Origin of the sequence: Arthrobacter sp. CG_A4 (assembly GCF_035985125.1) — a bacterium.
In the GTDB taxonomy this organism is placed as follows: Bacteria; Actinomycetota; Actinomycetes; order Actinomycetales; family Micrococcaceae; genus Arthrobacter.
The window spans coordinates 1-26,774 of the sequence record NZ_JAXCID010000049.1 but is presented as its reverse complement, the minus strand read 5'-3'; the positions used below and the strand labels follow the sequence as shown (position 1 = coordinate 26,774).

The 26,774-nt window shown below is 66.9% G+C and carries 23 protein-coding genes; 16 read left to right on the top strand and 7 right to left on the bottom strand.

The genetic code is table 11. The features are described from left to right. The first annotated feature begins 132 nt into the window (after positions 1–132). Positions 133–993 (top strand): DUF1684 domain-containing protein, encoded by an 861-nt coding sequence (locus RCH07_RS16785; RefSeq protein ID WP_326968626.1) that lies wholly within the window; start codon positions 133–135, stop codon positions 991–993. A 72-nt stretch (positions 994–1,065) separates the two neighbouring features. Here RCH07_RS16785 and RCH07_RS16780 read toward each other — a convergent pair whose 3' ends face one another. Further along, a complete protein-coding gene (locus tag RCH07_RS16780) occupies positions 1,066–2,205 on the bottom strand; it encodes an acyl-CoA dehydrogenase family protein (RefSeq protein ID WP_326968627.1) in 1,140 nt (379 codons plus the stop codon). A 98-nt stretch (positions 2,206–2,303) separates the two neighbouring features. Beyond that, positions 2,304–3,164 (bottom strand): SDR family NAD(P)-dependent oxidoreductase, encoded by an 861-nt coding sequence (locus tag RCH07_RS16775; protein WP_326968625.1) that lies wholly within the window; start codon positions 3,162–3,164, stop codon positions 2,304–2,306. A gap of 232 nt (positions 3,165–3,396) precedes the next feature. On the opposite strand from RCH07_RS16775, the gene RCH07_RS16770 reads away from it, so the two are divergent. The 4 genes from RCH07_RS16770 (at position 3,397) to RCH07_RS16755 (ending at position 8,623) form a co-directional block, all read left to right on the top strand. Then, complete coding sequence (locus RCH07_RS16770) at positions 3,397–4,635, top strand: glycoside hydrolase family 76 protein (RefSeq protein ID WP_326968624.1); 1,239 nt, start codon at positions 3,397–3,399, stop codon at positions 4,633–4,635. 165 nt (positions 4,636–4,800) lie between these two features. Further along, positions 4,801–5,856 (top strand): iron ABC transporter substrate-binding protein, encoded by a 1,056-nt coding sequence (locus tag RCH07_RS16765; protein WP_326968623.1) that lies wholly within the window; start codon positions 4,801–4,803, stop codon positions 5,854–5,856. 5 nt (positions 5,857–5,861) lie between these two features. Next, on the top strand, positions 5,862–7,451 hold the full coding sequence (locus RCH07_RS16760; RefSeq protein ID WP_326968622.1) for an ABC transporter permease: 1,590 nt from the start codon (positions 5,862–5,864) through the stop codon (positions 7,449–7,451). Next, positions 7,448–8,623: an ABC transporter ATP-binding protein gene (locus tag RCH07_RS16755; RefSeq protein WP_326968621.1), complete on the top strand. Its 1,176-nt coding sequence runs from the start codon at positions 7,448–7,450 to the stop codon at positions 8,621–8,623. The genes RCH07_RS16760 and RCH07_RS16755 overlap by 4 nt, the downstream gene beginning before the upstream one ends. Before the next feature lie 4 nt (positions 8,624–8,627). Here RCH07_RS16755 and RCH07_RS16750 read toward each other — a convergent pair whose 3' ends face one another. After that, positions 8,628–9,227 carry a YdeI/OmpD-associated family protein gene (locus RCH07_RS16750; protein WP_326968620.1) on the bottom strand — a complete coding sequence of 200 codons (600 nt, stop codon included), beginning with the start codon at positions 9,225–9,227 and terminating at the stop codon, positions 8,628–8,630. An 89-nt stretch (positions 9,228–9,316) separates the two neighbouring features. Here RCH07_RS16750 and RCH07_RS16745 point away from each other — a divergent pair, with 89 nt between their 5' ends. The 6 genes from RCH07_RS16745 to RCH07_RS16720 all read left to right on the top strand — a co-directional run bounded on the left by RCH07_RS16745 (position 9,317) and on the right by RCH07_RS16720 (position 15,099). Beyond that, positions 9,317–10,066, top strand: coding sequence for a VOC family protein (locus RCH07_RS16745; protein WP_326968619.1), 750 nt, complete (start codon positions 9,317–9,319; stop codon positions 10,064–10,066). A 92-nt stretch (positions 10,067–10,158) separates the two neighbouring features. Further along, complete coding sequence (locus RCH07_RS16740) at positions 10,159–10,698, top strand: NUDIX hydrolase family protein (RefSeq protein WP_326968618.1); 540 nt, start codon at positions 10,159–10,161, stop codon at positions 10,696–10,698. A 120-nt stretch (positions 10,699–10,818) separates the two neighbouring features. Next, the gene (locus RCH07_RS16735; RefSeq protein WP_326968617.1) at positions 10,819–11,898 is read left to right on the top strand and encodes a DUF6707 family protein; all 1,080 of its coding nucleotides are present in this window, start codon (positions 10,819–10,821) and stop codon (positions 11,896–11,898) included. A gap of 49 nt (positions 11,899–11,947) precedes the next feature. Then, a complete protein-coding gene (locus RCH07_RS16730) occupies positions 11,948–12,673 on the top strand; it encodes an SRPBCC domain-containing protein (RefSeq protein WP_326968616.1) in 726 nt (241 codons plus the stop codon). A 33-nt stretch (positions 12,674–12,706) separates the two neighbouring features. Continuing rightward, positions 12,707–14,044, top strand: a complete 1,338-nt coding sequence (tgt, locus tag RCH07_RS16725) for a tRNA guanosine(34) transglycosylase Tgt (RefSeq protein WP_326968615.1) — start codon at positions 12,707–12,709, stop codon at positions 14,042–14,044. A 92-nt stretch (positions 14,045–14,136) separates the two neighbouring features. After that, on the top strand, positions 14,137–15,099 hold the full coding sequence (locus tag RCH07_RS16720; protein ID WP_326968614.1) for a hypothetical protein: 963 nt from the start codon (positions 14,137–14,139) through the stop codon (positions 15,097–15,099). Between the two features lie 58 nt (positions 15,100–15,157). Here the strand turns inward: RCH07_RS16720 and RCH07_RS16715 are convergent, their stop codons facing one another. Continuing rightward, on the bottom strand, positions 15,158–15,853 hold the full coding sequence (locus RCH07_RS16715; RefSeq protein WP_326968613.1) for a queuosine precursor transporter: 696 nt from the start codon (positions 15,851–15,853) through the stop codon (positions 15,158–15,160). A 229-nt stretch (positions 15,854–16,082) separates the two neighbouring features. Here RCH07_RS16715 and RCH07_RS16710 point away from each other — a divergent pair, with 229 nt between their 5' ends. Further along, complete coding sequence (locus RCH07_RS16710) at positions 16,083–16,583, top strand: hypothetical protein (RefSeq protein WP_326968612.1); 501 nt, start codon at positions 16,083–16,085, stop codon at positions 16,581–16,583. Positions 16,584–16,732: 149 nt separating this feature from the next. Here RCH07_RS16710 and RCH07_RS16705 read toward each other — a convergent pair whose 3' ends face one another. Next, complete coding sequence (locus tag RCH07_RS16705) at positions 16,733–18,178, bottom strand: MFS transporter (RefSeq protein ID WP_326968611.1); 1,446 nt, start codon at positions 18,176–18,178, stop codon at positions 16,733–16,735. 142 nt (positions 18,179–18,320) lie between these two features. Here RCH07_RS16705 and RCH07_RS16700 point away from each other — a divergent pair, with 142 nt between their 5' ends. Next, entirely contained in the window at positions 18,321–19,199 is an 879-nt protein-coding gene (locus tag RCH07_RS16700) for a hydroxymethylpyrimidine/phosphomethylpyrimidine kinase (protein WP_326968610.1), read from the top strand. Positions 19,200–19,301: 102 nt separating this feature from the next. On the opposite strand, the gene RCH07_RS16695 is transcribed toward RCH07_RS16700, so the two are convergent. Then, the gene (locus RCH07_RS16695; protein WP_326968609.1) at positions 19,302–20,576 is read right to left on the bottom strand and encodes a serpin family protein; all 1,275 of its coding nucleotides are present in this window, start codon (positions 20,574–20,576) and stop codon (positions 19,302–19,304) included. Positions 20,577–20,858: 282 nt separating this feature from the next. Continuing rightward, positions 20,859–22,370 (bottom strand): helix-turn-helix domain-containing protein, encoded by a 1,512-nt coding sequence (locus tag RCH07_RS16690; protein WP_326968608.1) that lies wholly within the window; start codon positions 22,368–22,370, stop codon positions 20,859–20,861. A gap of 133 nt (positions 22,371–22,503) precedes the next feature. On the opposite strand from RCH07_RS16690, the gene aceA reads away from it, so the two are divergent. The 3 genes from aceA (at position 22,504) to RCH07_RS16675 (ending at position 26,683) form a co-directional block, all read left to right on the top strand. Further along, on the top strand, positions 22,504–23,835 hold the full coding sequence (aceA, locus tag RCH07_RS16685) for an isocitrate lyase (protein WP_326968607.1): 1,332 nt from the start codon (positions 22,504–22,506) through the stop codon (positions 23,833–23,835). A gap of 105 nt (positions 23,836–23,940) precedes the next feature. After that, the gene (gene aceB, locus RCH07_RS16680) at positions 23,941–25,605 is read left to right on the top strand and encodes a malate synthase A (RefSeq protein WP_326968606.1); all 1,665 of its coding nucleotides are present in this window, start codon (positions 23,941–23,943) and stop codon (positions 25,603–25,605) included. Between the two features lie 421 nt (positions 25,606–26,026). Beyond that, positions 26,027–26,683 carry a TetR/AcrR family transcriptional regulator gene (locus RCH07_RS16675; RefSeq protein WP_326968605.1) on the top strand — a complete coding sequence of 219 codons (657 nt, stop codon included), beginning with the start codon at positions 26,027–26,029 and terminating at the stop codon, positions 26,681–26,683. Positions 26,684–26,774: the final 91 nt, after the last annotated feature.

Here is a 26,774-nt window from a genome sequence, read left to right as displayed (position 1 = left end):
CTGCTCCCTCTGGCGACGAAAACACCAACACCGCGCCCAGCAATGCCATTACAAGGCCCGCGGTCACGTCCCACAAACGCGACTGTAGTACTAGGGTTGTAGCCAACGCCGTGCACCGCCTGGAAGGAACCCGTGAACACCACACCTCCCGTCCCTGACCCTCAGCTGGCCCGCTGGCAGCGCTTCCGGAACAACCGCGACACTGCCCTCGCCGCCGGCCACGGCTGGCTGACCCTGACCTCGTTCCAGTGGCTGGACAGTGAGCCCACCGCCGTCGAACCCGTCCCCGGGCTATGGTCCACGGACGGCACGACGGCGGCCCTCACCGCCGCGGCGGCCGACGGGCTCACGCTCGTGGCGACCGGCGCCGCGGTGGACGGCACCCTCAGCGCGACCCTCGCCAACGAGGAGTCGCTGATGTGGGTGCAGTTTGGCGGGAAGGACGGCCGGCAGGTGGTGGTGGAACTGGCGATGCGGGCAAATAAATACGCCATCCGCACCAGGGATGCGCAGTCGCCGGTATTTACCGGGTTCGACGGCGTGCCGACCTTCGATTTCCGCCCGGACCTCGTGGTGGAGGCCAGCTTTTATCCCTATCCGGAGCCCGTGGACGTACCCATCGGCACCGCCAACCCCTTGGTGGAGGGCGTCCACCGTTCCGTGGGCGAGCTGGTGTTCCGGCTGCCGGGCAAAGACCACGAGTTCCATCTTCAGGCCGAAGAGGAAAAGTTGGGCGCCCTCACCGTCACATTCCACGACGAAACCAATGCAGCGGCCGCGCCGGGAAAGGCCACGGCCGAGTGGCGAAAGGTGTCCACCACCCGGCCGCGCGTCGATTCTTCGGGACTCAGCACCGTGATCCTGGACTTCAACCGGGCCATCAACTACCCGAGTGCCTTCACGCCGTACGGCACCTGCCCCATGCCGGTGAAGAACAACAGCCTGGACTACCGGATTGAGGCCGGCGAGAAGGAGCCCTTCCCCGGTGCTTGAGCCTTCGGACAGCCGGGGCCTCCGCCCGCTCGACTTCCGTGCGCTCGGCCACCGGTGGCTCGGCCACCACGCTTAGACGATCGCGGAAACTCCGGTGACCGCCCGGCCCACAATCAGGGTGTTGATCTCAAACGAGCCCTCGTAGGTGTAGATCGCCTCGGCATCGGAGAAGATCTTGGCCATCCGGTAATCGGTGACGATCCCGTTGCCGCCCAGCAGGGACCGGCCCATCGCCACCGTTTCCCGCATCCGGGCGCTCACATAGGACTTCGCCAGCGCCACCTGCGGCATGTCCGCGGCGCCCTGCTCCTGCAGCTGCGCGATCCGGACCATCATGCCCATGCTCGCGACGGCGTTGCCCAGCATGGTCACGAGCTGCTGCTGCACCAGCTGGAACTTTGCCAGCGGCCGGCCGAACTGCTGGCGTTCGACGGCGTACTGCCGGGCGACGTCGAACGCGGCCAGCTGCTGGCCCACGGCCTGCCAGGCCACCATGATCCGTGAGCCGCGCAGCAGCTCGTTGGTGTCCTCAAAACTGCTGATCCCGGCGAAACGGTCCCTCTCCGCGACCAGGACATCCTCGAAGACGATGTCCGCGTTCTGCACGGTGCGCAGCGCGATCTTGTTCTCGATTTTGCTCCGGGTCACGCCGGGCAGGGTCGCGTCCACGATGAAGCCGCGGATGCCGCCGTCGGCCTCGTCGCGGGCCCACACCAGCATGTAGTCGCAGAACGTTCCGTTGCCGATCCACCGTTTGGCGCCGTTGAGCACCCAGGTGTCCCCGCCGTCGGCCGCTCCCCCGGGAACCCGCCGGGCCCTGGTTTCCATGCCGCCGGCAACGTCAGAGCCGTGCTCGGGTTCGGTAAGCGCAAAGGCGCCCGTGGTCCGGAGGCTGGCGGCGTCGTCGAGCAACCGTGCCTTCTGTTCCTCCGAGCCGAAGCCGTACAGCGACTCCACAAAGAGGTCATGGTGGACCAGGAAGAATGTCGCGAGCGAGGTGTCTACCCTGGTAATTTCGGCGATGACCAGCCCGGCGAACAAGTTGCTGTAGCCGCGCTGGGCCGGTGCGCTGAGCTCGAGGGCCGCCAGCTTGGGCAGGATATAAGCGGGGAATTCGGCTTTGTTCCACCAATCGGTGGCGAACGGGGCCACCTCGAGGGCCAGGAATTCCCGCAGCTCGGCCATTTTTACCCGCTCGGCGGCGCTGAGCATCGACTCGAAGTCGAAGAAGTCGGCGCCCGGCAGGCCGTCCACGGACGACGCCGGGGCGGCCGGGGCGGACGCGGATTCCACGGCGAGCCCGGCCCGTGTCACTTCGGTCCCATCCGGATGGCGCCGTCGAGGCGGATGGTCTCGCCGTTGAGCATGGCGTTTTCCACGATGTGCGCGGCAAGGTTCGCGTACTCGGCAGGGCGGCCCAGCCGGGACGGATGTGGCACCTGCTGCCCCAGCGAGGCCTGGGCTTCCTGCGGCAGTCCGGCCATCATGGGGGTCTCGAAGATGCCCGGCGCGATGGTGACAACGCGGACCAGCGAGCGGGCCAGTTCGCGGGCGATCGGCAGCGTCATGGCCGCCACGGCACCCTTGGAGGCGGCATAGGCCGGCTGGCCGATCTGGCCGTCGAAGGCGGCAACGGAGGCAGTGTTGATGATGACGCCGCGTTCCGGTCCGCCGAGTTCGGTGCTGGCCGGCTCGGTGTCCACCATTGCTGCAGCGGCCAGCCGGATGACGTTGAAGGTGCCCACGAGGTTGATCTGGATGACACGGCTGAAGGTCGCCAGCGGCAGCACTCCGTCGCGGCCCAGGACCTTGCCCGGGGTGGCGATCCCGGCGCAGTTCACCACGATCCGCAGCGGACCCAGCGCGACGGCGGCGTCGACGGCGGCTTGCACCTGGTCTTCGCTGGTGACGTCCGCGGGAACAAAGACCGCGCGGTTGACGGGCTCCGTCGGGCTCCCGGCGGCGAGAGTTTCCGCGGCAACCGCGTCAACACCAGCGTCCGCGTGGGCATCGCCCCGGTCGTTGAGCCCGGCGGCAAAGGCGTCCCCGGCCGAGCCGGGCAGGTCCACCAGCACCACCGAGGCGCCGGCGTCGAACAGGCGCCGGGCCGTCGCCGCCCCGAGCCCCGAGGCCCCGCCCGTAATCAGCGCAACAGTACCTTTGATGTCCATGCATCCTCCTCGATGTGGAACCGGAACCCGCCGCGACACCGTGTGCAGCGTCACGGACTTGCAGGGAACAACAGTTAGTGAATGTTAACTGGAATACGAACAATCCGCACCTTCGGCCCGGTACACCGGAACCCCGCCGCGCCCCGACGGCCCGAAATGCCGCCTGCAAAATGCCGCCTGCATCGTCGCGACGATCCCTGCCCGGACGCGCCGCCGCCACTAGGCTGGATCCATGACCCCCGCAGACGCCTCCACCGCCCCCAACTGGTCGTTCCGTGCCGACGAAGCGGCCCGCTTGGTGACCAGGCTGTTCGGGCAGCGGCTGTTTTTCCTGCCGGGGACCCATATCGCGGCGATCGTGCGGCCGTCCGGCCGGATGAAGAACCTGGCCCATCCGTGGCACTACTGGTGGCAGGCCCACTACGTTGATTGCCTCGTTGACACCGGCCGCCGCGAACTTGGCACCGAGGGCATCCCCGGATCCAGGTTCGACGGCGAGAACCGGCCCAGCGCCGGCAAGCTCGCGTCCCGGCTGGTCACCGGGATCCGGCTGCGTAATTTCCGCACCGTCATCAACAACTACTACGACGACATGGCCTGGCTGGCCCTGTCCACCCTGCGGTTGGAGAAACTCGCGGAAGACAGCCGCAAGGCGGGCGGTCGGCGCCGCAACGCCGGAGTCCTGAAAAGCCTGACACTGCAGTTCGATTCGGCCTCCACGGATCATCTGGGCGGCGGAACCTTCTGGAGCAAGAAGCGGGACTTCAAGAACACCCCCGCCACGGCCCCGGTGGCCCTCTACTACGCCCGGACCGGCAAGACCGCCAGGGCCCAGGCCCTGCTGGATTGGCTCGACGCCCGGCTTTTCGACCCGGAACAGGGGCTGTACCAGGACGGAATCCGGATCGCCCCCGGGGGCGAGGCGGTGCTGGAGGGTGCCATCTACACCTACAACCAGGGCCCGGTCCTCGGTGCGCTGCTGGAGCTCGGCGGCGCGGCAAACCTGGACCGGGCCTCCGCATTGGTCCTGTCGGTGGCTAGAAACCTGACTCTGCCGGCTCCGCTGGCCGGGCGCACGGCCACGGTATTGCGCTGCGAGGGTGCCGGCGACGGGGGCCTTTTTACCGGGATCCTGGTGCGCTACCTGGCGCTTGCCGCCGTCGACGAACGGCTGCCTGCCGTGAGCCGCACCACGGCCGCCATGTTGGTCAACGACACCGCCGATACCCTCTGGGAAGGGCGCCGCATCGTCCAGGCGCGCGAACCGCTGGCAGGCAGGGGCGCCCGCCTAATCTTTTCCGACCGCCCCGAGGTGCCGGCGCGGAGCAGTTATCCGGCCGGTGCCGGCGTCGAACTGTCCACCCAGCTTCAGGCCTGGATGATCCTGGAGGCGGCCGCGTCGATCGCCGCAAACGCCGGCCCCGCTGCGGCGGGGGTGCCCCCGCAGGCGAAAGAGTCCACGGACAATTAGCGTACGAAATAGTTTCGTAATTGATGTGATCCTGAACACTTAAGGGGCTTTCAACTTGTTGGCTTAGGTTTGGCTAACCTACAGTTTTGCTTAGTGAGCATGCCCTAACTTCCCCGCTCACGGGGGCTAGGGTTCCCTGACCTTCTCCTTGCAGAAAGTAGCCCCATGAAGATCCGCAACAAAGCCCTGGCAGGCATCGCACTCGCCGCCACCGCCGCGCTCGGCCTGGCAGCCTGTGGCTCGGGCACGTCCACGTCCCCCGGCAGCAGCGCCGCCGCAGACGAAAAAGACTCCGGCGGGATCATCGTGTACAACGCCCAGCATGAGTCCCTGACCAAGGAATGGGTGGACGCGTTCACCGCCGAGACCGGCGTCAAAGTCACGCTGCGCCAGGGCTCGGACACGGAGATGTCCAACCAGATCGTTCAGGAGGGCCAGGCCTCCCCCGCGGACGTCTTCCTCACCGAAAACTCCCCCGCCATGGCCCAGGTGGAGAACGCGGGCCTCTTCTCGGATGTGGACAAGGCCACCGTTGACCAGGTCCCCGCCGAGTTCCGCCCCTCCACGAACAAATGGACCGGCATTGCGGCCCGCTCCACCGTGCTGATGTACGACAAGGCCAAGCTGAGCGAGGGCCAGCTGCCCAAGTCCATGCTGGATCTGGCCAAGCCCGAGTGGAAGGGCAAGTGGGCGGCCTCGCCGTCCGGCGCCGACTTCCAGGCGATCGTCTCCGCCCTGCTGGAGCTCAAGGGCGAAGCGGCAGCCGAAGACTGGCTCAAGGGCATGAAGGAAAACTCCAAAGCCTACAAAGGCAACAGCACGGCCATGAAGGCGGTCAACGCCGGCGAGGTCGACGCCGCCCTGATCTACCACTACTACTACTACGGCGATCAGGCCAAGACCGGCGAGAACTCCAAGAACGTCGCCCCGTACTACTTCAAGAACCAGGATCCGGGCGCGTTTGTGTCCATCTCCGGCGGTGGCGTGCTGAAGTCCGCTAAAAACGCCGCCGCGGCACAGGCTTTCCTGAAGTACATCACCGGCAAGAAGGGCCAGGAAGTCCTGCAGAAGGGCACCTCCTTCGAGTACCCGGTGGCCTCCGGCGTTCCGGCCAATGACAAGCTGGTGCCGGTGAAGGAGCTGCAGGCCCCCACCGTGGACCCGGCCAAGCTCAACTCCGCAAAGGTCACCGAGCTGATGACCAAGGCAGGACTGCTCTAAGCGAAGTGCGGACCACGCTGGCCCCCGGCAAGTCCGGGGACACGACGACGGCGGGCCGGGGCACGAGCCCCCGCCCGCCTTTCGGCGTTTCTCTTGTAGCGGTCCTTGCGGTCCTGATCGCCCTGTTCTCGCTGATCCCCCTTGGCTACGTCATCGTCATGACGACAGCCACCGGCTGGGACACCGCCGTCGCCCTGATCTTCCGGGAGCGGGTGGGCGAGCTCCTGCTGAACACGGTGCTGCTGATGGTGATCACCGTGCCGCTGTGCCTGGTCCTGGGCGTGGGCGGCGCCTGGCTGGTGGAACGCACCAATCTCAAGGGACACAAGTGGTGGGCCGTACTGCTCGCCGCCCCGCTGGCGATCCCCGCGTTCGTCAACAGCTACGCCTGGGTCTCCGCGGTGCCCTCGCTCGGCGGGCTCTGGTCCGGCGTCCTGATCGCCACGCTCTCCTACTTCCCGCTCGTGTACATCCCCGCCGCCGCGACGCTCAGCCGGCTGGATCCGGCGATCGAGCAGTCTGCCGCATCCCTGGGCCTTGGCGCCTGGCGGGCCTTTTTCCGCGTGGTGTTGCCGCAGCTCCGGATCGCGATGACGGGAGGCGCGCTGCTGGTGGCCCTCCACCTTCTGGCCGAGTATGGCGCCTTCGCGATGATCCGCTTCGACACCTTCACCACCGCGATCATGGTGCAGTACCAGTCCACCTTCAACGGCACCGCCGGGAACATGCTGGCCAGTGTGCTCGTCTTCTTCTGCCTCATCCTGCTGCTGCTGGAAGTCCGCGGCCGTGGCAGTGCCCGGTATGCGAGGGTGGGCTCCGGCGCCCAGGCCCGCGCCCTGCGACTGCCGCTGCACGCCTACCGGGTCCCCGCGCAGCTGTCCCTGATCGCCCTGACGGCCCTGGCTTTCGGCCTGCCGCTGACGTTCGTGCTGCGCTGGATCTTCGCCGGTGGCCCCGGTATCTGGTCCGCGGACGAGTTTCTTCCGGCGCTGCTGCAGACCCTCGCCTACGGCCTCTCCGGCGCCCTCGCCACCACTGTCGTGGCGTTCCCGATGGCCTATCTGGCCGTGCGGCACCCCAGCTGGTTCAGCAAGGCCCTGGAACTCTCCAACTACGTCACGAGCTCCATGCCCGGGATTGTGGTGGGCCTGGCCTTCGTGACGGTCAGCATCCGCGTGGCGCCGGGTCTTTACCAGACGTCGGTGGTCCTGGTCGCCGCCTATGTGCTGCTGTTCCTGCCGCGCGCCCTGGTCAACATCCGTTCCGGCCTGGCCCAGGCGCCCAAAGAACTCGATGAGGCTGCACAGTCGCTCGGCAAACCTCCGCTTCTGTCCTTCCTCCGCGTCACGCTGCGCCTGACGGCGCCGGCCGCCGCCGGCGGAGCCGCGCTGGTGTTCCTCGCGATCGTCAACGAGCTCACCGCTACTCTGCTGCTCTCGCCCAACGGAACACGCACGCTCGCCACCGAGTTCTGGAGCAAGAGCAGCGAAATCGATTACGCGGGCGCCGCCCCCTATGCGCTGCTGATGATCCTGATCTCGGCGCCGATGACCTATCTCCTCTTCCAGCAGTCCAAGAAAGCGGCGGGACAGTGACCGACTACAGCCCATCCCGGCTTCCGGAACCGCGGATCGCGGCCTCGGTTGCCACCAGCACCAACAACCACCTCCAGATCGACGCGGTCACCAAGGACTTCGGCCCCCAGGCCGTCCTCAAGGGCGTCAACCTATCGGTGGCCAGGGGCGGGACGACGGCGATCGTGGGCCCTTCCGGGTCCGGCAAGACGACGCTGCTGCGACTGATTGCCGGCTTTGAGCACCCCGGCACCGGCAGCATCTCACTCAATGGCAGCAAGGTAGCCGGCGGCGGCGTCTGGGTGCCCGCCCACAAGCGCCACGTCGGCTACGTGGCGCAGGACGGCGCCCTGTTCCCGCATCTGAGCGTCGGGGAAAACATTTCCTTCGGGCTCGACTCCGGCAAGCTCGCCGGCGGACACCGCGCCGTCAAGGTCCGGGTGGGCGAGCTGCTGGAGATGGTCTCGCTGGACCCGGCCATGGCCAAACGACGCCCGCACCAGCTCTCCGGCGGGCAGCAGCAGCGCGTCGCCCTGGCCCGCGCCCTGGCCCGCGAGCCGGAGCTCATCCTGCTGGATGAACCGTTCTCGGCCCTGGATGCGGGCCTGCGGGTAGCTACCCGGCGCACCGTCGGCAAGGTACTCAAGGACGCCGGCGTGACCACTATCCTGGTCACCCACGACCAGGGCGAGGCGTTGTCCTTCGCGGACCAGGTGGCGGTGATGCGCGGCGGCAGGCTGGCGCAGATCGGCAACCCGTTTATCGTCTACACCCGCCCGGCGGACCGTGCCACCGCGGAATTCCTGGGCGACGCCGTCATCCTCGACGCGTGGATGGAAGGCTCCCTCGCCACCTGTTCGCTCGGCGGAATCCCCGTGCGCCGGCCTCCGGCGCAGGGCCGGGTCCAGCTCATGCTGCGCCCCGAGCAGATCCGCATCGCCGAGGACGGCCCCATCCGCGGCGTGGTGGTGGACACCGACTACTTCGGGCCGGAAACCACCGTCCGGCTCAAACTCGCCGTGCCGCCGGTCCTTGCCGGGGGAGCCGTGACCGACCATCGCTACCCCGGCGGCGGCGAAATCATCACGATCCGGCATTGGAATGCCTCCATCGCCCGCCCCGGCACCGAGCTGTGCCTGCGCGTGGTGGGCGAGGCTGTCGCCTTCCCGATGGAGGACCTGCCGCAGGACTGAAAGGTCAGGGGGACGGCGGCCGCCTGGTCTGCGGGAACGGGGTTTCGTAGCGGGCCAGCATGGCCACAAATCCGGCGATTTTCTTCTCCCGGGTGGAGGCCTGCTTGACCCCGTTGGTCCGGTAGATCAGGGCGAACCGGTTCACCGAGGTCAGGACCTCGAACATCTCCCGGGCCCGCGGTTCGGCCGCGATCGCGGCGGCGAGATCCGCCGGGACCACCGCCGTCGCCGGCCCGGCATAGGCAGCTTCCCACCGCCCGTCGGCCTTGGCTGCGTCGACGGCGGCAGTTCCAGCCGGCGCCATCCTGCCCGCGGCTGCGAGGCGTCCGATCCGGTCCACGTTCCGGACCGACCATACGCTCCTGGGGCCCCGGCGGGTCATGCGCTGGAAGAAGCTTCCCTCGTCCCGACGCCGGGCCTGGCCATCAATCCAGCCGAAGCAGAGCGACTCCTGCACGGCGGCCTCGTAGTCCAGTTCGGTCACCGCGCCGCCCTTCTTGTGCAGCACGAGCCAGACACCGGGGCTGTCCGCGTGATACGCCTCAAGCCATGCGCGCCACCCGGCCGCGTCCTTCACCAGCAGTTCCTCAAGGTCAGCAGCCATGCTTCATCTTCTCCCGCAGTGACCGGATTCGGCGTCGTGATGGCACCATATCTTTAGGAACCCCAACCCGTTTCAGCCAGGGAGTAGCGATGCTGCGTGTCCGCCCGATCCACCACACCTCCCGCCTGGACCAGTGGGAGCGGCTCCTCGCCGCCCTGGGCCTGATCAAGACCCTCGACGACGGCGGCTGGCTGGAGTTCGACGCCGGCTCGGGCCGGCTGGCGCTCCACCATGCCACGGCCGGTGCCGGGGAGGACGGCACCACGAACTTCGGGGTGGAGGTGGGCGATCTGGAGGAATTCGCCCGCCGCACCAATCTTGCGGGGGCGGAATCGGGGAACGCCCCGGCCGAGCTCATCGACGCGGATCACGGCGATTCGTGCCGCGTCACCGGCAGGGACTGCTTCAGCTTCCTGGCCGATCGTGCAGCCCACGGCGCCAGGGGCGGGGACGCCGATCCGGCGCTCGCCGTCGTCGAAGTCTGGTTCACGCCGGATGCTGCCGCCGCCGCTCAGACCCTGCGGAGCATCGGCGCCCGGTTCCGTCCCGTCGCGGACAACGATGAGACGGCTGACTTCACCGCCAAGAATGGCGGCGTGCTGATGGTGCGCACCGGTTCCGGCCCGGCGCGGGCCGGCCTGGGTTTCGAGTACGACGGCGACCTGGGCGCCTTGCGGGACCGGCTCACCTCCGCGGGGCACCAGGTCAGCATGACGGAAGCGGCGTACGGACATTCGCTGCATGTGGCCAACCCGGACGCTGCCGCCGGCAGCGCCGCTCCGGGTTCACATGTGCCGCCCACCCTCTGGATTTCGCAGCCGGCTCCGCTCGGTTCCTGACACGGCTGGGGTCTCGGCACTATGGCATCCGCTTTGAGCTGACATCCCACGGAGGGCGCCGGGTTCGGTCGGGGATGGGGTAGAACTTAACCATGAACGTTCGCACTCCTGACCCGAATCCCGGCTGGCTCTCCGACGACGACTTGTTCGAGGCACGCGGCCGGCTGCCCATGGTCTATGTCGAGGCCGTGCCGGTCCGGCTGGATCCGCTCGGGTTTGTGAACGAGGTCGGCACCCTGCTGCAGGCCGATGAGGACGGCGCCATGGTCCGGTCCCTGGTCTCCGGCCGGGTGCTCTACCGCGAGACCATCCGCGCTGCCCTGCTGCGCCATCTGGAGAAAGACCTCGGCCCGCTGGCGTTCCCGCAGCTGCCCATCAGCCCGGTGCCGTTCACGGTGGCCGAGTATTTCCCGTCCCCGTCCCACACGGGTTTCACCGATGACCGCCAGCACGCCGTGGCGCTTGCCTACGTCATCCCGGTCACCGGCGAATGCTCGCCCCGGCAGGACGCCCTGGAACTGACCTGGATGACCCCGCAGGAAGTCATGAGCTCTGACGTCCAGCTGGAATTCAGCGGCGGCCGCGGGGCCCTCATCCGCCAGGCACTGGCCTTCGCCGGCGTCGGGAACTGAGCGCCGCCCAACCGGCCGGATCGGGAACCGGAACGCTCCATGCTTCCCCTGCGTCCCCGACTTCACGCGTCCGCCTTTGTAGACTGGTGTGCGGACCGCAAGAGAACCGAAGGACTCCAGATGCCCCACCCCCCAGCCTCCCGGAACTACAGCGAGCAGCAGGCTGGAGCTCTGCAGGGCGGCGACCGTTTACTCCTGCCCGACGGCGACCGCTCGGCTGAGATCCAGCGCATCGACGTCGAAGCCGACGATTTCGGCACCCCGGCCATGGTGCTGGCGACCCTCACCGGCGGCGGCGTGCTGCGCATCGCGGCCGGCTCCGTAGTGCGGATCGCCGCGGTTGAGCCGGACCCGGACCCCCGCGCCGCGGACACGGCCCCGGGCGCTGCTCCGGACACCGCTCCTGACGCCGCTCCGGACACCTCCGCCGGTACCGGCTCGCCGCCGCCGGCCGGCGAGCACCTGCCCCAGGGGGACGGCAGCCAGCGGGACGGCAGCGCGGCCGGCGGCGCCGCGGCGCCTGCCGCCGTCGTCGTCCCTCCGCTTCCGCCCGCACCGCCGGTGGTGAGCGGCCCCAGCGAGGAAGATCTGGCACTCATCCCTGCCCTTGAGGGCACCCCCGAATCCGTGGTGGAAGCCGTGGCTGAGGCGCACCCGGAATCGATCGGTGTGCAGCTGCTGAGCGAGCGGCTGGCCAAGGGCATCAACACCAAGTCCGGCAGCTGCCTCAAGGATCTCAGCGACCTCGCCCACGAGCTGTTCATCATCCTCAAGGACGCCGAGAGCGCCCTCGCCGTCGCGGACCTGCTCAACGTCCTGCCCTTTGACGGTAACCGCGGGCGCTGGGCATCGGTTGAGGCGTCCCTGGCCCTGTCCAGCTATATCTGCCGCCGGCTGGGTCAGGAGCAGCGGGCCGCAGCCTACGACAAATTCCTCCGCGCGCCCGACGCGATGGAAGCCGACCCGTTCAAGGCCCGGATCAATGCCAAAATCCGCCAGCGTTCGCTCAACGAGCCGAACCTGTATGACAAGGAAATCTTCCGCTCGATCGACAACTCGAATCCGGATGCGGAACGCGAATGGCGGCTGCTGCGGCTCGAATCGCTGCTGTTCCTGCGCGCCCATGGCGGCTCGGAAACCATCGGAGCGCCCGAGTTGGAACGCCGGATCGGCAACGAACTCGAGTCTGTCCGTTCCTGACAGGCGTTTGGCCCTACCCCGTCGCGGCCGGGCGTTGTAGATTCACCCCATGACGAACAATCTGAGCGTTGTGATCAACTCCGACGCGCAGCAGGTTTGGACCATGCTGCGCGAACCCGCCAAAGTGGCACAGTGGCACGGCTGGGAAGCCGACGACCAGGCCGCGGAGATCAATGAGATCTATTTCAGCCCCAACGTGGTCGAAGGCGCGGACCACACGTCCCTGGTGGTCGACGGCGGTGACGTCTTCACCCTGAAACCGGTGCCCACCGGCACTGAAGTCAGCGTCACCCGGGCCGCGGTGGACCACAATTCCGAGTGGGCCGCCTGGGACGAGGACATCACCCAGGGCTGGCTGACCTTCCTCCAGCAGCTCCGCTTCGCCCTCGAACGGCATCCGCACGGCAGCCGCCGGACGTTCTTCTTCGCCGTGCCCGGGACCGGCGGATCCGCCATCGAGAAGCTGGGGCTCGGCGATGTCCCTGCCCCCGGCGAGCCCTACGCGCTGACCCTGGCCACCGGCGAGGAGGCCGCCGGCAAGGTGTGGTTCCGCAGCAACCACCAGGTGGGGCTCACTGTCCACCACTACGCGGAGCACGGCGAGGGCCTCGTCATCGTGGCGGATCAGCCGGCCATCCCGGATGTCCGGCCCGACGGCGGCTCCCTCGTCATCGTCTCAACGTTCGATCTCGGGGCGCACCGGCTGGAGGCCGTCCGCAGTTACTGGGACAAGTGGCGGACTGAGAACTACCCCACATCGGATCCGCTGCACTAAGGGTTGTCTGCCGTTAGCTGGCACACTTGAACGGTGCCAGCGAATCTTGAGTCACCCGTGCCGCCGCTCCAGCCGGCCCGGCAGTCCGAATTCTCCTTCCGCGTGGGCAAACGCCTGAGCGAAACGTGCCCGCCGTCGGCCGCTCAGCTGGCTGAAAACGGCGGGGAGTTCCTGGGCCGCACCGGCACCATCACCACCCCGCACGGCGAGATCCGGACGCCCGCGTTCATCGCCGTCGGCACCAAGGCCACGGTCAAGTCCGTACTGCCGGAATCCATTGCCGAGCTGGGCGCGCAGGCCGTACTGGCCAACGCCTACCACCTGTACCTGCAGCCGGGCGCGGACATCCTGGACGAGGCCGGCGGGCTGGGCGCCTTTATGAACTGGCCGGGGCCTACTTTCACGGACTCCGGCGGGTTCCAGGTGATGAGCCTGGGCTCGGGATTCAAGAAGGTCATCGACATGAAGTCGGTGGACCGTTCGGGGCCAGATGACGCTGTGGCCCCGGGCAAGGAGCGGCTGGCCCACGTGGACGAGGACGGCGTGTGGTTCAAGAGCCACCTCAACGGCGACCGGCACCGCTTCAGCCCCGAGATCTCCATGAACGTCCAGCACCGGATCGGCGCGGACATCATGTTCGCCTTCGACGAGCTGACCACGCTGCAGAACTCCCGCGGCTACCAGGAGGAGTCGCTGGAGCGCACGCGGCGCTGGGCCGAACGCTGCGTCACCGAGCACGTCCGGCTCACCGGTGAGCGTGCGGGCAAGCCGTACCAGGCGCTGTTCGGGGTCATCCAGGGCGCCCAGTACGAGGACCTGCGCCGCAAGGCCTGCCGGGATCTTGGCGCCCTGAACTTCGACGGCTTCGGGATCGGCGGGGCGCTAGAGAAGGAGAACCTGGGCACGATCGTGCGCTGGTGCAACGAGGAACTGCCGGAGGACAAGCCGCGGCACCTCCTGGGCATCTCCGAACCGGACGACATCTTCACCGCGATCGAGAACGGCGCGGACACCTTCGACTGCGTGTCCCCCACCCGGGTGGCCCGCAACTCCGCGTTCTACCACCCCACCGGCCGGTACAACCTCTCCGGCGCCAGGTACAAGCGCGACTTCGGCCCGCTGCAGGAAGGCTGCGACTGCTACGCCTGCCTGAACTACTCCCGGGCCTACATCCACCACCTGTTCAAGGCCAAGGAGATGGTCTCGGCCACGCTGATCTCGATCCACAACGAGCGCTTCGTCGTGAAGATGGTCGACGACGCCCGGCTGGCCATTGAGGCGGGCAACTTCTTCGAGTTCAAGGCCGAGACCCTGGCGCAGTACTACTCCCCCGCCATTTCGACGGTTCCCTGCGCACTCGACGTCTTGTAGCGTCTAGCCGGCACGGAACCGTCGAATCGGCGTTGTCCACATAACCGCCTGGGACTCTGGGCGGTGAAGGCTGAGCGGTTGAAGCTGGTCCTATGACTCCTGAACTCCCCGTGTCCGCGGGTCTCTGGCGCACGGATCAGCTCCTGGCGTCCGGGGTCAACTCCCGGGCCATTGCAGGATTGGTGCACGGCGCAGCGCTGGTCAGGCTGCGCCGCGGCTGCTACGCCCGCGGCGAGTGGTGGCGGGGCCTGAACGCTGCCGCCCGCCGTCGGCAGCTGATCTCCGCCCATTCGCTCGGAACGCTCACGACGTCGGCGGGAGGCTTTGCCTACAGCCATGTCTCGGGTGCCACCCTGTATGGCCTCCAACTCTGGAAAGTCGACGGCCGGGTGCACCTGACCCAGGAAGGCTGCCCTTCAGGGATTTCGCACGGGCGTGAAGTCGTGGCCCACACCCGGTCCTTGGGCAGCCGCGAGGTGTGCTTTGTGGACGGGCTTCCGTGCACCTCACTGGAACGCACAGTCGTGGATTGCTGCCTGATGTTCACCGTGCCCCAGTCCGTCATCCTCATGGATCACGCCGCCCGGATGGGCGCGGATCTGGGCCTCATCCGGGACCACTGCTCCAACCTCGCGGGCCGTAACGGAGTGGTCGCGCTGCGGAGCGCCCTCGAACTTGCCGACCCTCGTTCCGAATCGGCCGGAGAAAGCCTGACACGGGAACTGCTGCACAGGCTCAAGATCGAATCGCCCAAGCTGCAATACGTGGTCCGGACTCCGCTCGGGGAGCACCGGTTGGACTTCGCCTGGCCGAAGCGAAAGGTTGGACTGGAGTTCGACGGCAAGACCAAGTACTTCGACTACCAGCCCACGGGCGAGGTTTTGTTCGCCGAGCGGCGCCGCGAGAAGGCACTTATGGAACAGGGCTGGACGTTCCTCCGGATCGAGTGGAAGGACCTGTTCAACGAGGTGGAGTTCAAGTACCGGATTCTGCGGGCCTTGAACCGCGGCGCGGCGGCTGACAACGCGCCACTTCGACGGTCCCGTGCCTGCTAGACGATTCGTAGCGTCGATTGGGCACCGGACCGTCTGAACGGCGGCGGAGTAAGCAGGTCTACGCGCCGTAACTCGGTTCGCGCTTCTTGATCCAGCCGATCGAGGCTGCGGTCACGGGGACGAAGAGGAACTCCACCAGGGTCTTGTAGACGAAGCCCACGAGTACGTAGTTCACAAAGGTGCCGGCGTCGGTAATGCCGATCACGGGCGCGGCGATGCTGCAGAAGATTATAGTGTCAACGAATTCGCCGGCCACGGAGGATCCCATGATGCGCGCCCAAAGCGACTTCTCTCCCGTGCGCGCTTTCATCTTCACCAGGATCAAGGCGTTGATGGTCTGGCCGGCCAGGAACGCCAGCAGCGAGGCGAGGACGATCTGCGGAACCGGTCCCAGCGCACCTTCCAGGGAGGCCTGCTTAGAGGCTCCGAACTCGTCGCCAAGACCGGGCAGGGCGATGATGATCCAGTAGCAGAGGGAAGCAAAGACGGACAGCGCGAACGCCGTGACAATGGCTTTGCGCGCCACCTTGAACCCGTAAACCTCGCTGATAACGTCGCCCACGATGTAGGCCAGAGGGAAGAGGAAGAAGCCGCCGTCGGTGATGACCGGGCCGATCGCGACGCCCTTGGACGCCCCGATGTTCGATAAGATCAGCACCACGGCCATGAAGGCCAGCATGATGCCGAAGTAAGGGGACCCGATCGATGCAAACTTCGGCGGCGCCGCGGCCGGGAAAGTTTTGGCGGAAGTCATGGGTATTCCATTCGTAGTGGTTCGCCTGATGCCCGGTCCTCGTGCAGGACGACGCAGGAAGCTGGCTGTATTAGCACTGGACGGCCCCGGAGAGTTGGATGTCGGAACCGCCTTCCATTCTCTCATCCGGCGGGCGGGAGCCCGGCGCCGCCGGCCGTGCACAGGCGGAGCACACCATCGGCTCGGGGGTGCTAAGGCGGAGCAAACCATCGGCGCGGGGGGAAAATTGTTGCACACCAAGAGCGTGGAGAAGACCGGTCACCGGCGCAACCGCGTGGTGATGGGTACCACCGCCGTATGGATCGGCATCCTGGTGGCCCACCTGACGTTCAGCCTGCTGTTCGGCGGCAATGCCTTGTTCCTGGGTGCTGGAATAGACAGCGTCTTTTTTACCGCCGTTGCCCTCTTCTTAGGCCTGGCTCCGGCCATGTTTATCGGTTGGGGACTGGGCATGCCGCTCGGCCTGCTGCTGCGGCCGGTCCGCAACCAATGGCTGCACGTCGCCGCTTTCGGTGCCCTCGGCTTGGCAATCGGGCTCCCGTTTGGGGCTTTCGCGGACCCGCCGTCGATCCTGGCCGCGGCAGGCCTGGGTATCTCCTCCGCCCTCGGCCGCTTCAGCGCCTGGACCTTTGTCCGCGTCTACGACACCGTTGGCGGGTCCGGCTCTGGCTCCGGCCCAGGTTCCGAGGACGACGCCGGGCAGCCAGCTCCCGGAACCGAAGTCCCGTAGCCGGCCGCCCGCCGTCGGACGCTTACCGCCATTTCGACGGTTCCGTGCCGATTCGACGCTGTGCAGCGTCTTGCCCGCAGGGAACCGTCGAAATGGCGGGCCTACCCCGCAGGGAACCGTCGAAACGGCGGGCCCACCGCGCTGGAAGGCTAGTGGCGCGAGGCGTCGATGAGGTCCTTGTCGTCGTCCTTGCGTCCGGCGCCTGTACCGAGGGTGGCACCGGTGCCGTCCGCGGTCATGTCCCCGTCCACAGCAGCAGGCGCCCAGGCGTGGCCCTGTTCGTGGTCCAGGTGCGTGGGCAACTTGTTCTTCAGGGCGAAGATGTAGACCAGCAGCGAGAGGCCGATGGCCACAGTGACATAGGTGAAGAACAGATCCACCTGACCGGCCTTCTGGAGCGCGGCGCCGATCAGCGGAACCGTGCCGCCGAAGAGCGAGTTGGCGATCGCGTAGCCCAATCCAACGCCAAGCGCACGGATGGAGGCCGGGAAGAGTTCGGCTTTCACGAGGGCGTTGATCGAGGTGTAGCCGCCCACGATCAGCAGTCCGCCCATCATGAGGAGGAATGCGGTGAACGGGTCCTTGGTGTTGGACAGGGTGGAGAGCAGCGGCCAGGTGAACAGAACGCCGGTGATGCCGAACCAGAGCAGCAGCGGCTTACGGCCCACCTTGTCCGAGATGATGCCGTAGACCGGCTGGAGCAGCATGAAGATGAAGAGAGCCCAGAAGTTGATTACGGAGGTCTCGGTCTTGGCGATGCCGGACGTATCGTTCATGAACTTCAGGATGAAGTTGGTGTACGTGTAGAAAGCAACCGTGCCGCCGAGGGTCACGCCGATGCAGATCAACAGGGCCTCGAAGTGCCTGGTGAACAGCAGCTTCATGGTGCCCGGCTGCGTAGCGCCGGCGGTGACCGGTGCCTTGGCGGCCTCGACCTGCTCGGCCGAGACGGTCTCTTCCATCGAACGCCGCAGCCACAGGACCACAAGCGCGGCCACGCCGCCGATCGCGAACGGGATGCGCCAGCCCCATTCGGTGAGGGCGGACTTGTCCATGGTGTTCTGCAGGATGACGAGGACCAGCAGGGCCAGCATCTGGCCGCCGATCAGCGTGACGTACTGGAAGCTGGAGAAGAAGCCGCGGCGCCGGGAGGTGGCAGCCTCGGACATGTAGGTGGCGCTGGTGCCGTATTCGCCGCCCACGGAGAAGCCCTGGATCAGCCGCACAACGATCAGCAGGATCAGCGCCCAGACGCCGATCTGCTGCGTCGTCGGCAGAATGGCGATGGCAAAGGAACCGGCGGACATCATCGTCACGCTCAGGGTCAGCGCGGCTTTGCGTCCCTTGCGGTCGGCGTAGCGGCCGAAGAACCAGGCGCCCACCGGGCGCATCAGGAACGACGTCGAGAAGACGGCCATCGCCTCGAGGCCGGCCTGGAGCTCATCCTTGGAGTTGAAGAAGTGTGACTGAAAATATGCCGCGAAGACCGTGTAAACGTAGAGGTCGTACCACTCCACAAGGTTGCCGGCGGAGCCTTTGAGGATATTTTTCACGGCCCTGCGCGTCTGCGCCGATTCGGACAGTTGGGTGCTCATCAATGAACCTTCCTGGATCCGGCGCCGCAAGAAAGCAACACCGTCCGCCACCTTATTCGCGGCGATCCGGCACAGTCCGGTTTTGGTCATATTGGTCATAAGCACAATGCGGACGGTTTCCGGAAGGTGGCAGGATGGACTCATGACTTCCATCGCGTCTGGCTCCGCTGCCCTGGCTGGTACCGACTCGCCTGCCGGCACCACTCCCGCCGTCGCCCTGACCATCGCGGGCTCCGAGGCGACCGGCGGCGCTGGCGCACAGGCCGATCTGAAAACTTTCCAGGAACTGGGCGTCTTCGGCATCGCGAACCTGACGTGCATCGTCTCCTTCGACCCGAAGAACAACTGGAACCACCGCTTTGTCCCTATCGATCAGCAGGTCATCGCGGACCAGCTGGAGGCGACGACGGCGGCTTACGGTTCCGCGTCCGGCGCACCGTCCGTGCTGGACACTGTGAAGATCGGCATGCTGGGCAGCCCGGCGACGATCTCCACCGTGGCATCGGCACTGGCCGGCTCCGTGTTTGCCAACGTTGTGCTGGACCCGGTGCTGATCTGCAAGGGTCAGGAGCCGGGCCACGCCCTAGACACTGACCAGGCGCTCAAGGCGCAGATCCTGCCGCTGGCGACCTTCGTCACGCCGAACCATTTCGAGGCCGAGTCACTTTCCGGCCTCCCGATCACCGATCTGGAGTCTCTCAAGGCCGCCGCCATCCGCATCCACGAGCTCAGCGGCGCCGCCGTGCTGGCCAAGGGCGGCGTGCACCTGTCCGGGCCCGACGCCGTCGACGTCTACTACGACGGCGAGACGCTGGAAGTTCTGTCCGCCCCGAAGGTGGGCGAGGTTTCGGTCTCCGGCGCGGGCTGCTCGCTGGCCGCCGCGGTGACGGCGGAGCTGGCCAAGGGCGCGACGCCGCTGGAGGCGGCCCGGACGGCGAAGGTGTTTGTCGCGGCGGGAATCCGCAACAGGGTGGCCTCGGGAGCACCGTTCGACGCGCTTTGGCAGGGCGGACCGCGCTAACCGCGGCCGTTTCGACGGTTCCCAGCGCACACGACGCATCCCGACGTCGAACCCGCACGGAACCGTCGAAACGGGGCAGACCGGGCCGCGGGCCGGCTCAGGTCAGGACGGACGGGGGTCGGACACCCTGCCCATGAATAGAGGCAGCCCGGTCTCGATGTGGATGATCTCGTACTGGAACGGCCGGTCGAAGCGGATCACGTTGCTCGGGGCCACACCGCTCACGGCCTCCGCGTTGATCTGGGTCACCGCTGCGGCAACCGTGCCCTTTTCGGCCACCGTGACGTTGACGGACTGTCCGGCCTGTCGGAGTGTGAGGCGGCGCTGGATGGAGTCGAAGTCGGTCTCCGTTTGGAGCATTTTTTGCAACCCCAGGGCGGCGAAGATCTTGCGCAGCTCGAAGGTACTCGTCTGGCCCCACTTGGGCAGGTAGATCAGCACCGGCGCCGGAGTGGCCGCTTCAAGGACCCGGCCCGCGTCGGCGCGGCCCTGCGCTCCGAGCCCTGGGTCCCCGAGATCCGGCAGCAAGATCCGCATCACAAAGCCCTCGGCATAGGGCAGGTCCACGGCCTGCCAGCCGGGACCGCGGGCGGAGGAAATGTCCTGAACGCTCGCCATGGTGGGGACGGAGACCTGCTGACCGTCCACCAGCCTAAAAGGCAGCTCGGCGGTGTCGGCCGCGTCGAAGGGAACCTTCCAGGCCGAGGCGAAGTACACCGCGTTGAGGACGCTGAAGGTGTTGTCGCGGCTGTACTCAGCGGGCGCCTTCTTGATCCGTCCACCGGTGTTCTTGCTCACCCAGACGTCGATCGCAGGCTTAGTGGTGGCCTCATCCTGGAAGTCCACGGGGTACACGCCCGTCCCGTAAAACCGGGCGAGCGACTGCAGATAGCCGGCGCCTGTGGGCACACCCTTGTCCACAAACAGGCCGTTTGCGGTGTGCAGGACCGGCCTCTGCGGAGGGTGGTTTTCGTCCACCGAGCCGGGGTCGCCGTCGAACGCTTCCAGAGATGTGAGCAGCGCGTTTAGGGCTTCATCACGATTTTCTGCAGGGAGGCCCAGGATGATATCCATCTCGGCTGCCGTTTCCCCGGACGCACCCGCCCGGAGCATAGCCAGGGCAATGAGCAGACTGCCCGGGGACGCAATCACGTTTCCGCTTCCGGCGTCCCCGGCGTCGGCCAGGAGCGCGTCGCCTAGCTTCCGTGCTGACGCCCGGAGCAGGGCCAGCTCGGCCGGATAGCCGGAGAGTTGCACCGAAACCCGCTCGACGCCGTCGGCCATCAACAGAGCCGGCGGCGACGCCGAGCAGGCTGTCAATGACAGCAAGACGGCCGCCGCCACGGCAACGAGCATCGCTGATGACTTCTGTTTCATCGCGCCCCCAAGGCCCGCACAACGGTGAGAGTCCAACGGCGGGGATCCGCCTAGCGCCAGTCAACCAGCGAGTCCGAGAAAGCGCGACCGGGCAGAGGTCACGATTTGATGCCGCTTTCGTAGGACGCCGGGCCGCGAACGCCGCTGCCGGGCACGCCCCTCAACGCTCCCTCAGCTTCCGCACCGGATCACCGGATGCTGCCTCACCTGATCCGCGGGAGCACCCGGCAGAAACGGGCAGGGTCTGGGGAAGCGCTGGCGGGTTAATGGGGAAGGAGAGCGTCAGCTACCGGAATGCGCCTGCAGGAACGAGTAGACCTCGGTCTCGTCCACGCCGGGGAAGGCTCCGGGCGGCATGGCGGCGAGCAGGTGCGAATGCGCCCGGGCCGAGGGCCAGGCGTTGCCGGCCCACTCCGAGGTCAGGGCCGCCGGCGGGCGCCGGCAGCAGCTTTCGTCCGGGCAGGTCGATTTTGACCGCTCCGTGGTGTCGCGGCCGCGGAACCACTTGACCTGCGCATACGGGACGCCCACGGAGAGCGAGAACTCGCCATTGGCGGAGCGCTCCGTCCGGGCCGTGCACCAGTAGGTCCCCGCCGGGGTGTCGGTGTACTGGTTGTAGGCGCTGAACTTGTCCGGCACGTCGAACACCACACGGGACGTCCAGTTCTTGCAGGACGGCTGGCCCTCGATGGCGCCGGTATGGTCCTGCGGGAATGTCACGCCGTCGTTCTCGTAGGCCTTGTAGATGATGCCGCTTTTGTGCGTCTTCTGGAAATGCGTGCGGAGGTCCAGGTGCTGGGTGGCGAGGTTGGTGAAGCGGTGCGCCGCCGTCTCGTAGGACACGGCGAAGGCGTCCCGGATGTCCTCGACCGCGATTTCCCGGGCCTGCTTGGCCTTCTGCAGGAACTCCACGGTGGCCTGTTCCGGCAGCAGGAGCGCGGCCGCAAAATAGTTGGTGGCCACGCGCTGCATCAGGAAGTCACCGTAGTTGTGGGGGGTCTGGTGGCCCAGGACGTAGTGGCCCAGCGCCTGCAGCAGCACCGAACGCGGGTCGTGGTCGCTCCGGGCGTTCTGCGTCAGATAAATCCGGCGGTTCTTCAGGTCGGTCACAGACCGGGTGGAATGCGGCAGGTCACCCACGTGGTGCAGGCTGAAGCCGAGGTGCCCGGCGATGTCCGCGATGACGTGATGCGACAGCGGGCCGCTCGTGTGCCCCACCGAGGCTAAAACCTTCTGGGCCTCGGCCTCGTACTCGGGGAAGTAGTTGTTCCGCTCGCGCATCATGGCACGAAGTTCGCCGTTCGCGCGGCGGGCCTCTTCCGGCGTCGCGATCTGCTCGTTGAGCCGGCGCTCCAGCTCGTGCTGCAGGCCCACCATGGACTCGAGCACGTCCATTGGCAGCCGCGAGCTGATGCGGATTGTGGGCAGTTTGAGGGACTCGTAGATCGGGCTGCGCTGGTAGCGTTCCAGCTCGATTTCCAGGGCCGCGCGGCGGTTGGGCGGTTCCGCGCCGAGCAGTTCGTCGATGCTGACGCCGAGGGCTGCGGCCAGCTGCTGGAGTAGGCCCAGTTTGGGCTCGCGTTTGCCGTTTTCGATCAGGCTCAGCTGGCTGGGTGCCGTTCCCACCGTCGCGCTCAGGTCATCCAGGGTGAGCCCGGCGGCCTTGCGGAGGTGTCGGACCCGGCGGCCCATGCTGATGACGTCCACCTCCGGGACGGCGGGCGAGGCGGCTGACGATGCGGGTCGGTTCCAGCTGGCGGGGTGCATTTCTTGAGGATACGCGAAGAAGTGCATTTCTTTCCACTGTTTTGGTCTAGAAAGACCCTTGAAAGTAAAGAAAAGTAGGTCTTACGGAAAGCCCCGAACCAGCCAGCCCCCTCTGCGAGGAAGCAGAAGGGCCGGCCCCGGACCCACCAAGGAGACAAAGATGACTGCAGCATTTGAGCCCACCCAGCAGACGCCCGAAGAGCAGGCCGCCGCCCTGGAGCTCGAGTGGGCTGCCAACCCGCGCTGGGAAGGTGCCACCCGGGACTACAAGGCCGCCGACGTCGTCCGCCTCCGCGGTCGGGTCCCCGAAGAGCACACCCTGGCCCGCCGCGGTTCCGAGAAGCTGTGGAAGCAGCTGACTACGGAGCACAAGGAGGGCACGTACACCAACGCCCTCGGTGCCCTGACCGGCAACCAGGCCGTGCAGCAGGTCAAGGCAGGACTCCGCGCCATTTACCTCTCCGGCTGGCAGGTCGCCGCCGATGCCAACAACTCCGGCCACACCTACCCGGACCAGTCCCTGTACCCGGCCAACTCAGTGCCCACTGTGGTCCGCCGCATCAACAACGCCCTGCTCCGCGCCGACCAGATCGAGTTCTCCGAGGGCATCCAGACGGTCGAGGACTGGATGGTCCCGATCGTCGCCGACGCCGAGGCCGGCTTCGGCGGCCCGCTCAACGCCTACGAGCTGATGAAGTCCATGATCCAGGCCGGCGCCTCGGGCGTGCACTGGGAAGACCAGCTCGCCTCGGAGAAGAAGTGCGGCCACCTCGGCGGCAAGGTCCTGATCCCCAGCCAGCAGCACGTCCGCACGCTGAACGCCGCCCGCCTGGCAGCCGACGTCGCCGGCACGCCGTCGGTCATCATCGCCCGCACCGACGCCGAGGCAGCCACCCTGATTACCTCCGACGTCGACGAGCGTGACCAGGAATTCATCCTCCGCGAAGGCGGACAACCGGTCCGCACCGCGGAAGGCTTCTACAAGGTCCGCAACGGGATCGAACCCTGCATCGCCCGCGCCAAGGCCTACGCCCCGTACTCCGACCTCATCTGGATGGAGACGGGCACTCCGGACCTGGAATTGGCCCGCAAGTTCGCCGAAGCCGTCAAGGCCGACTTCCCGGACCAGATGCTCTCCTACAACTGCTCGCCGTCGTTCAACTGGAAGAAGCACCTCGACGACGCCACGATCGCGAAGTTCCAGCGCGAACTCGGTGCCATGGGCTTCACCTTCCAGTTCATCACCCTGGCCGGCTTCCACGCCCTGAACTACTCGATGTTCGACCTCGCCCACGGTTACGCCCGTGACGGCATGAGCGCCTACGTCGAGCTGCAGGAGAAGGAATTCGCCTCCGAATCCCGCGGCTACACCGCAACCAAGCACCAGCGCGAAGTCGGCACCGGCTACTTCGACGCCATCGCAACCGCGCTCAACCCGAACGCATCCACCCTGGCCCTCGCGGGATCCACCGAAGAGGGCCAGTTCCACTAGTCCCCAGCTTTTCCCGCCCGTTGCCCTATCACTTTTGGTCCTCATTGACCTCCCTTGGGGACCAAAAGTGATAGGGCAACAGCGGACTTTCAAGGAGCAACTCCCATGAACAGCTTCACTGACAACTTCACTATCAACGGGATCACGTTGACGGCGCAGCCCATTTGCCGTCAGGGCGAGGTTCTCACGCCGGATGCGCTGGCCTTTGTTGCCAAGTTGCACAAGGCGACGGCGGGACGGCGGCTGGAACTGCTGCAGGCCCGCAGGGACCGCCGGCAGCAGATCGGCAAGGGCCAGGACCCGCGCTTCCTCAGCGAGACCGAGTCTGTCCGCAACGACCCGGACTGGCGTGTCGCTCCCCCGGCCCCGGGCCTGACGGACCGCCGGGTGGAAATCACCGGCCCGGTGGACAAAAAGATGACCATCAACGCACTGAACTCCGGCGCCAAGGTGTGGCTCGCCGACATGGAGGACTCGTCCACACCGTCGTGGCGCAACGTCATCCAGGGCCAGCTCAACCTCACCGATGCGCTGGAACGGCGGATCGACTTCACTTCCCCGGAGGGCAAGGAATACAGGCTGCGCGCCGCCGAGGACCTGCCCACCATTGTGGTCCGCCCCCGCGGCTGGCACCTGCCGGAAAAGCACATGCTCATCGACGGCACCCCCATTGCCGGCGGAATCGTCGACTTCGGCCTGTACTTCTTCCACAATGCCCGCCGGCTGATCGCCCAGGGCAAGGGCCCGTACTTTTACCTGCCGAAGATCGAGAACCACCTCGAAGCGCGGCTCTGGAACGACATTTTCGTCCTTGCGCAGGACCTTCTGGGCATCCCGCAGGGCACCATCCGCGCCACTGTGCTGATCGAGACCATCACCGCCGCGTTCGAGATGGAAGAGATCCTCTTCGAGCTCAAGGACCACGCCGCCGGGCTGAACGCCGGCCGCTGGGACTACATTTTCTCGCTGATCAAGAACTTCCGTACGCGCGGACCCCGCTTCGTCCTGCCGGACCGGGCCCAGGTCACCATGACCCAGCCGTTTATGCGCGCCTACACCGAACAGCTGGTCCGTGCCTGCCACAAGCGCGGCGCCATGGCGATCGGCGGCATGGCCGCAGCCGTCCCCAACCGCAAGGATGCCGACGCCAACGCGGTGGCTTTCGAGAAGGTCCGCGCCGACAAGACCCGGGAGGCCGGCGACGGCTTCGACGGCTCCTGGGTGGCCCACCCGGACCTGGTGCCGGTGTGCCGTGAAGTGTTCGACGGCGTCCTCGGCGACCGCCCGAACCAGCTGGACCGCCTCCGCGAGGACGTCACCCCGGACGACCGCGCTTTGCTCGACATCGCCTCCACCACCGGCACCATCACCGAGCAGGGCATCCGGAACAACATCGAGGTCGGGATCCGCTACATCGAGTCCTGGCTGCGCGGCAACGGCGCCGTGGCCATCCACAACCTGATGGAGGACGCCGCCACCGCGGAGATCTCCCGCTCGCAGCTGTGGCAGTGGATCTTCTCCCGCGCCATCACGGACAAGGGCGATGTCATCACCCGCGAGTGGGTGGAAGACATGCTGGACGAGGAGTTCGCCAGGCTGGAACGCTTCGAAGGGGACCGCTTCGCCGACTCGCGGGACATCTTCGAGGAGGTAACGCTCAGCACCTCGTTCCCGGCCTTCCTGACGCTCCCGGCCTACGACCGGTTCCTGCATGAAGCGCGCGACGGCGGCGACGTCGCCAGCGAGGACCCCACGCTGAGCCACGCCTAGGGCGGGGCCTGGCCGCAGTTCTGCAGGTCCGCACAGATTTCCGTCAGCCGGGCTGTCACGCCTTCGCAACAGGCACCCCCGAGATCCGGGGCGGCAGCCCGGCTACGGAAGACCCCTTGCAAGCACCCCGACAACGGCGTCGGGGTAAGAGTTCAGGCCCATGTTCGTCACGGACATGGGCCTTAACTCTCACCTGGGCGTCTGTCGGGGCGCCTTGGGTCCGACGCAGGGCGGGGCGAGTCCTCTGCCGCGGGCGACGCGCGAAAGGCCCGGCGCTACGGGAATTCCCGCAGCGCCGGGCCTTTCCCGCAGCGCCGGGCCTTTCCCGCAGCGCCGGGCCTTTTCCGCGTCACAGGGCTTGCGGCGGCGCCTTCGGCCCGGAAAAAGCGGTTTTACTGACAGATCGCGCTAAAGTGTCTGTATGCCCAGGATTTCGGCCGCGAGCAACGCCGCCCAACGTGCCGAGACCCAGCACCGCATCCTGACTGCGTTCGGGGAGCTCCTCTTCACCCACGGTCTGCCCGGACTGACCATGACCGACGTCGCCCGGCACGCCAGGATCGGCCGCACGGCCGTCTACAACTACTACGCGGACATCGAAGAGCTCCTGATCGGTTACGCTCTCGACGAGACCGGGCGGTTCCTCCTGGACCTGCGCGAATCCCTGGATTCACTGGAAAACCCGGTGGAACGGCTGGCGTTCTATGTCCGCGCCCAGGTGGAGGACCTCAGCCGCCGGCACCTCCCGCCCGGTCCTGCCATGGGCGCCGTTCTCTCGCCGGCGTCTTTCGCGAAGCTGGCCGATCATGTGGGGGACCTCAATGTGCTTCTGCAGGGCATCCTCCGCGACGGCATTGCCCAGGGCTACCTGCCGGCGGCGGACGTCGGCCAGCTCGCGCAGCTTATCCACGGCACACTCGCCTCGAGTGCCGCCCGGGGCGACGGCGCAGGGCACGGCCCTGAAGCTGAGCCTGAGGCCGGGGTCGAGGCGAGGATTGCGCGCACCGTGCGGTTCATCCAACTCGGCGCCGGTGCCTCGCTCGACGACGCCGGCCGGCCGGTGCGGATCGGCGCCTAGTGTAGCGTGTCGGTGATTTTTTTGGGTCTGATTTTTTGTCAGACTTGACGCATGGTTTATTTGGCAAAGGCACTTCACCTGCGTGACGGGG

Coding starts and splice junctions, on each gene's coding strand:
- RCH07_RS16780 (WP_326968627.1), bottom strand. CDS start 2,205: ATGCTCAGCGCCGCCGAGCGGGTAAAAATGGCCGAGCTGCGGGAATTC.
- RCH07_RS16775 (WP_326968625.1), bottom strand. CDS start 3,164: ATGGACATCAAAGGTACTGTTGCGCTGATTACGGGCGGGGCCTCGGGG.
- RCH07_RS16770 (WP_326968624.1), top strand. CDS start 3,397: ATGACCCCCGCAGACGCCTCCACCGCCCCCAACTGGTCGTTCCGTGCC.
- RCH07_RS16765 (WP_326968623.1), top strand. CDS start 4,801: ATGAAGATCCGCAACAAAGCCCTGGCAGGCATCGCACTCGCCGCCACC.
- RCH07_RS16750 (WP_326968620.1), bottom strand. CDS start 9,227: ATGGCTGCTGACCTTGAGGAACTGCTGGTGAAGGACGCGGCCGGGTGG.
- RCH07_RS16745 (WP_326968619.1), top strand. CDS start 9,317: ATGCTGCGTGTCCGCCCGATCCACCACACCTCCCGCCTGGACCAGTGG.
- RCH07_RS16740 (WP_326968618.1), top strand. CDS start 10,159: ATGAACGTTCGCACTCCTGACCCGAATCCCGGCTGGCTCTCCGACGAC.
- RCH07_RS16735 (WP_326968617.1), top strand. CDS start 10,819: ATGCCCCACCCCCCAGCCTCCCGGAACTACAGCGAGCAGCAGGCTGGA.
- RCH07_RS16730 (WP_326968616.1), top strand. CDS start 11,948: ATGACGAACAATCTGAGCGTTGTGATCAACTCCGACGCGCAGCAGGTT.
- RCH07_RS16720 (WP_326968614.1), top strand. CDS start 14,137: ATGACTCCTGAACTCCCCGTGTCCGCGGGTCTCTGGCGCACGGATCAG.
- RCH07_RS16715 (WP_326968613.1), bottom strand. CDS start 15,853: ATGACTTCCGCCAAAACTTTCCCGGCCGCGGCGCCGCCGAAGTTTGCA.
- RCH07_RS16705 (WP_326968611.1), bottom strand. CDS start 18,178: ATGAGCACCCAACTGTCCGAATCGGCGCAGACGCGCAGGGCCGTGAAA.
- RCH07_RS16700 (WP_326968610.1), top strand. CDS start 18,321: ATGACTTCCATCGCGTCTGGCTCCGCTGCCCTGGCTGGTACCGACTCG.
- RCH07_RS16695 (WP_326968609.1), bottom strand. CDS start 20,576: ATGAAACAGAAGTCATCAGCGATGCTCGTTGCCGTGGCGGCGGCCGTC.
- RCH07_RS16690 (WP_326968608.1), bottom strand. CDS start 22,370: ATGCACTTCTTCGCGTATCCTCAAGAAATGCACCCCGCCAGCTGGAAC.
- aceA (WP_326968607.1), top strand. CDS start 22,504: ATGACTGCAGCATTTGAGCCCACCCAGCAGACGCCCGAAGAGCAGGCC.
- aceB (WP_326968606.1), top strand. CDS start 23,941: ATGAACAGCTTCACTGACAACTTCACTATCAACGGGATCACGTTGACG.
- RCH07_RS16675 (WP_326968605.1), top strand. CDS start 26,027: ATGCCCAGGATTTCGGCCGCGAGCAACGCCGCCCAACGTGCCGAGACC.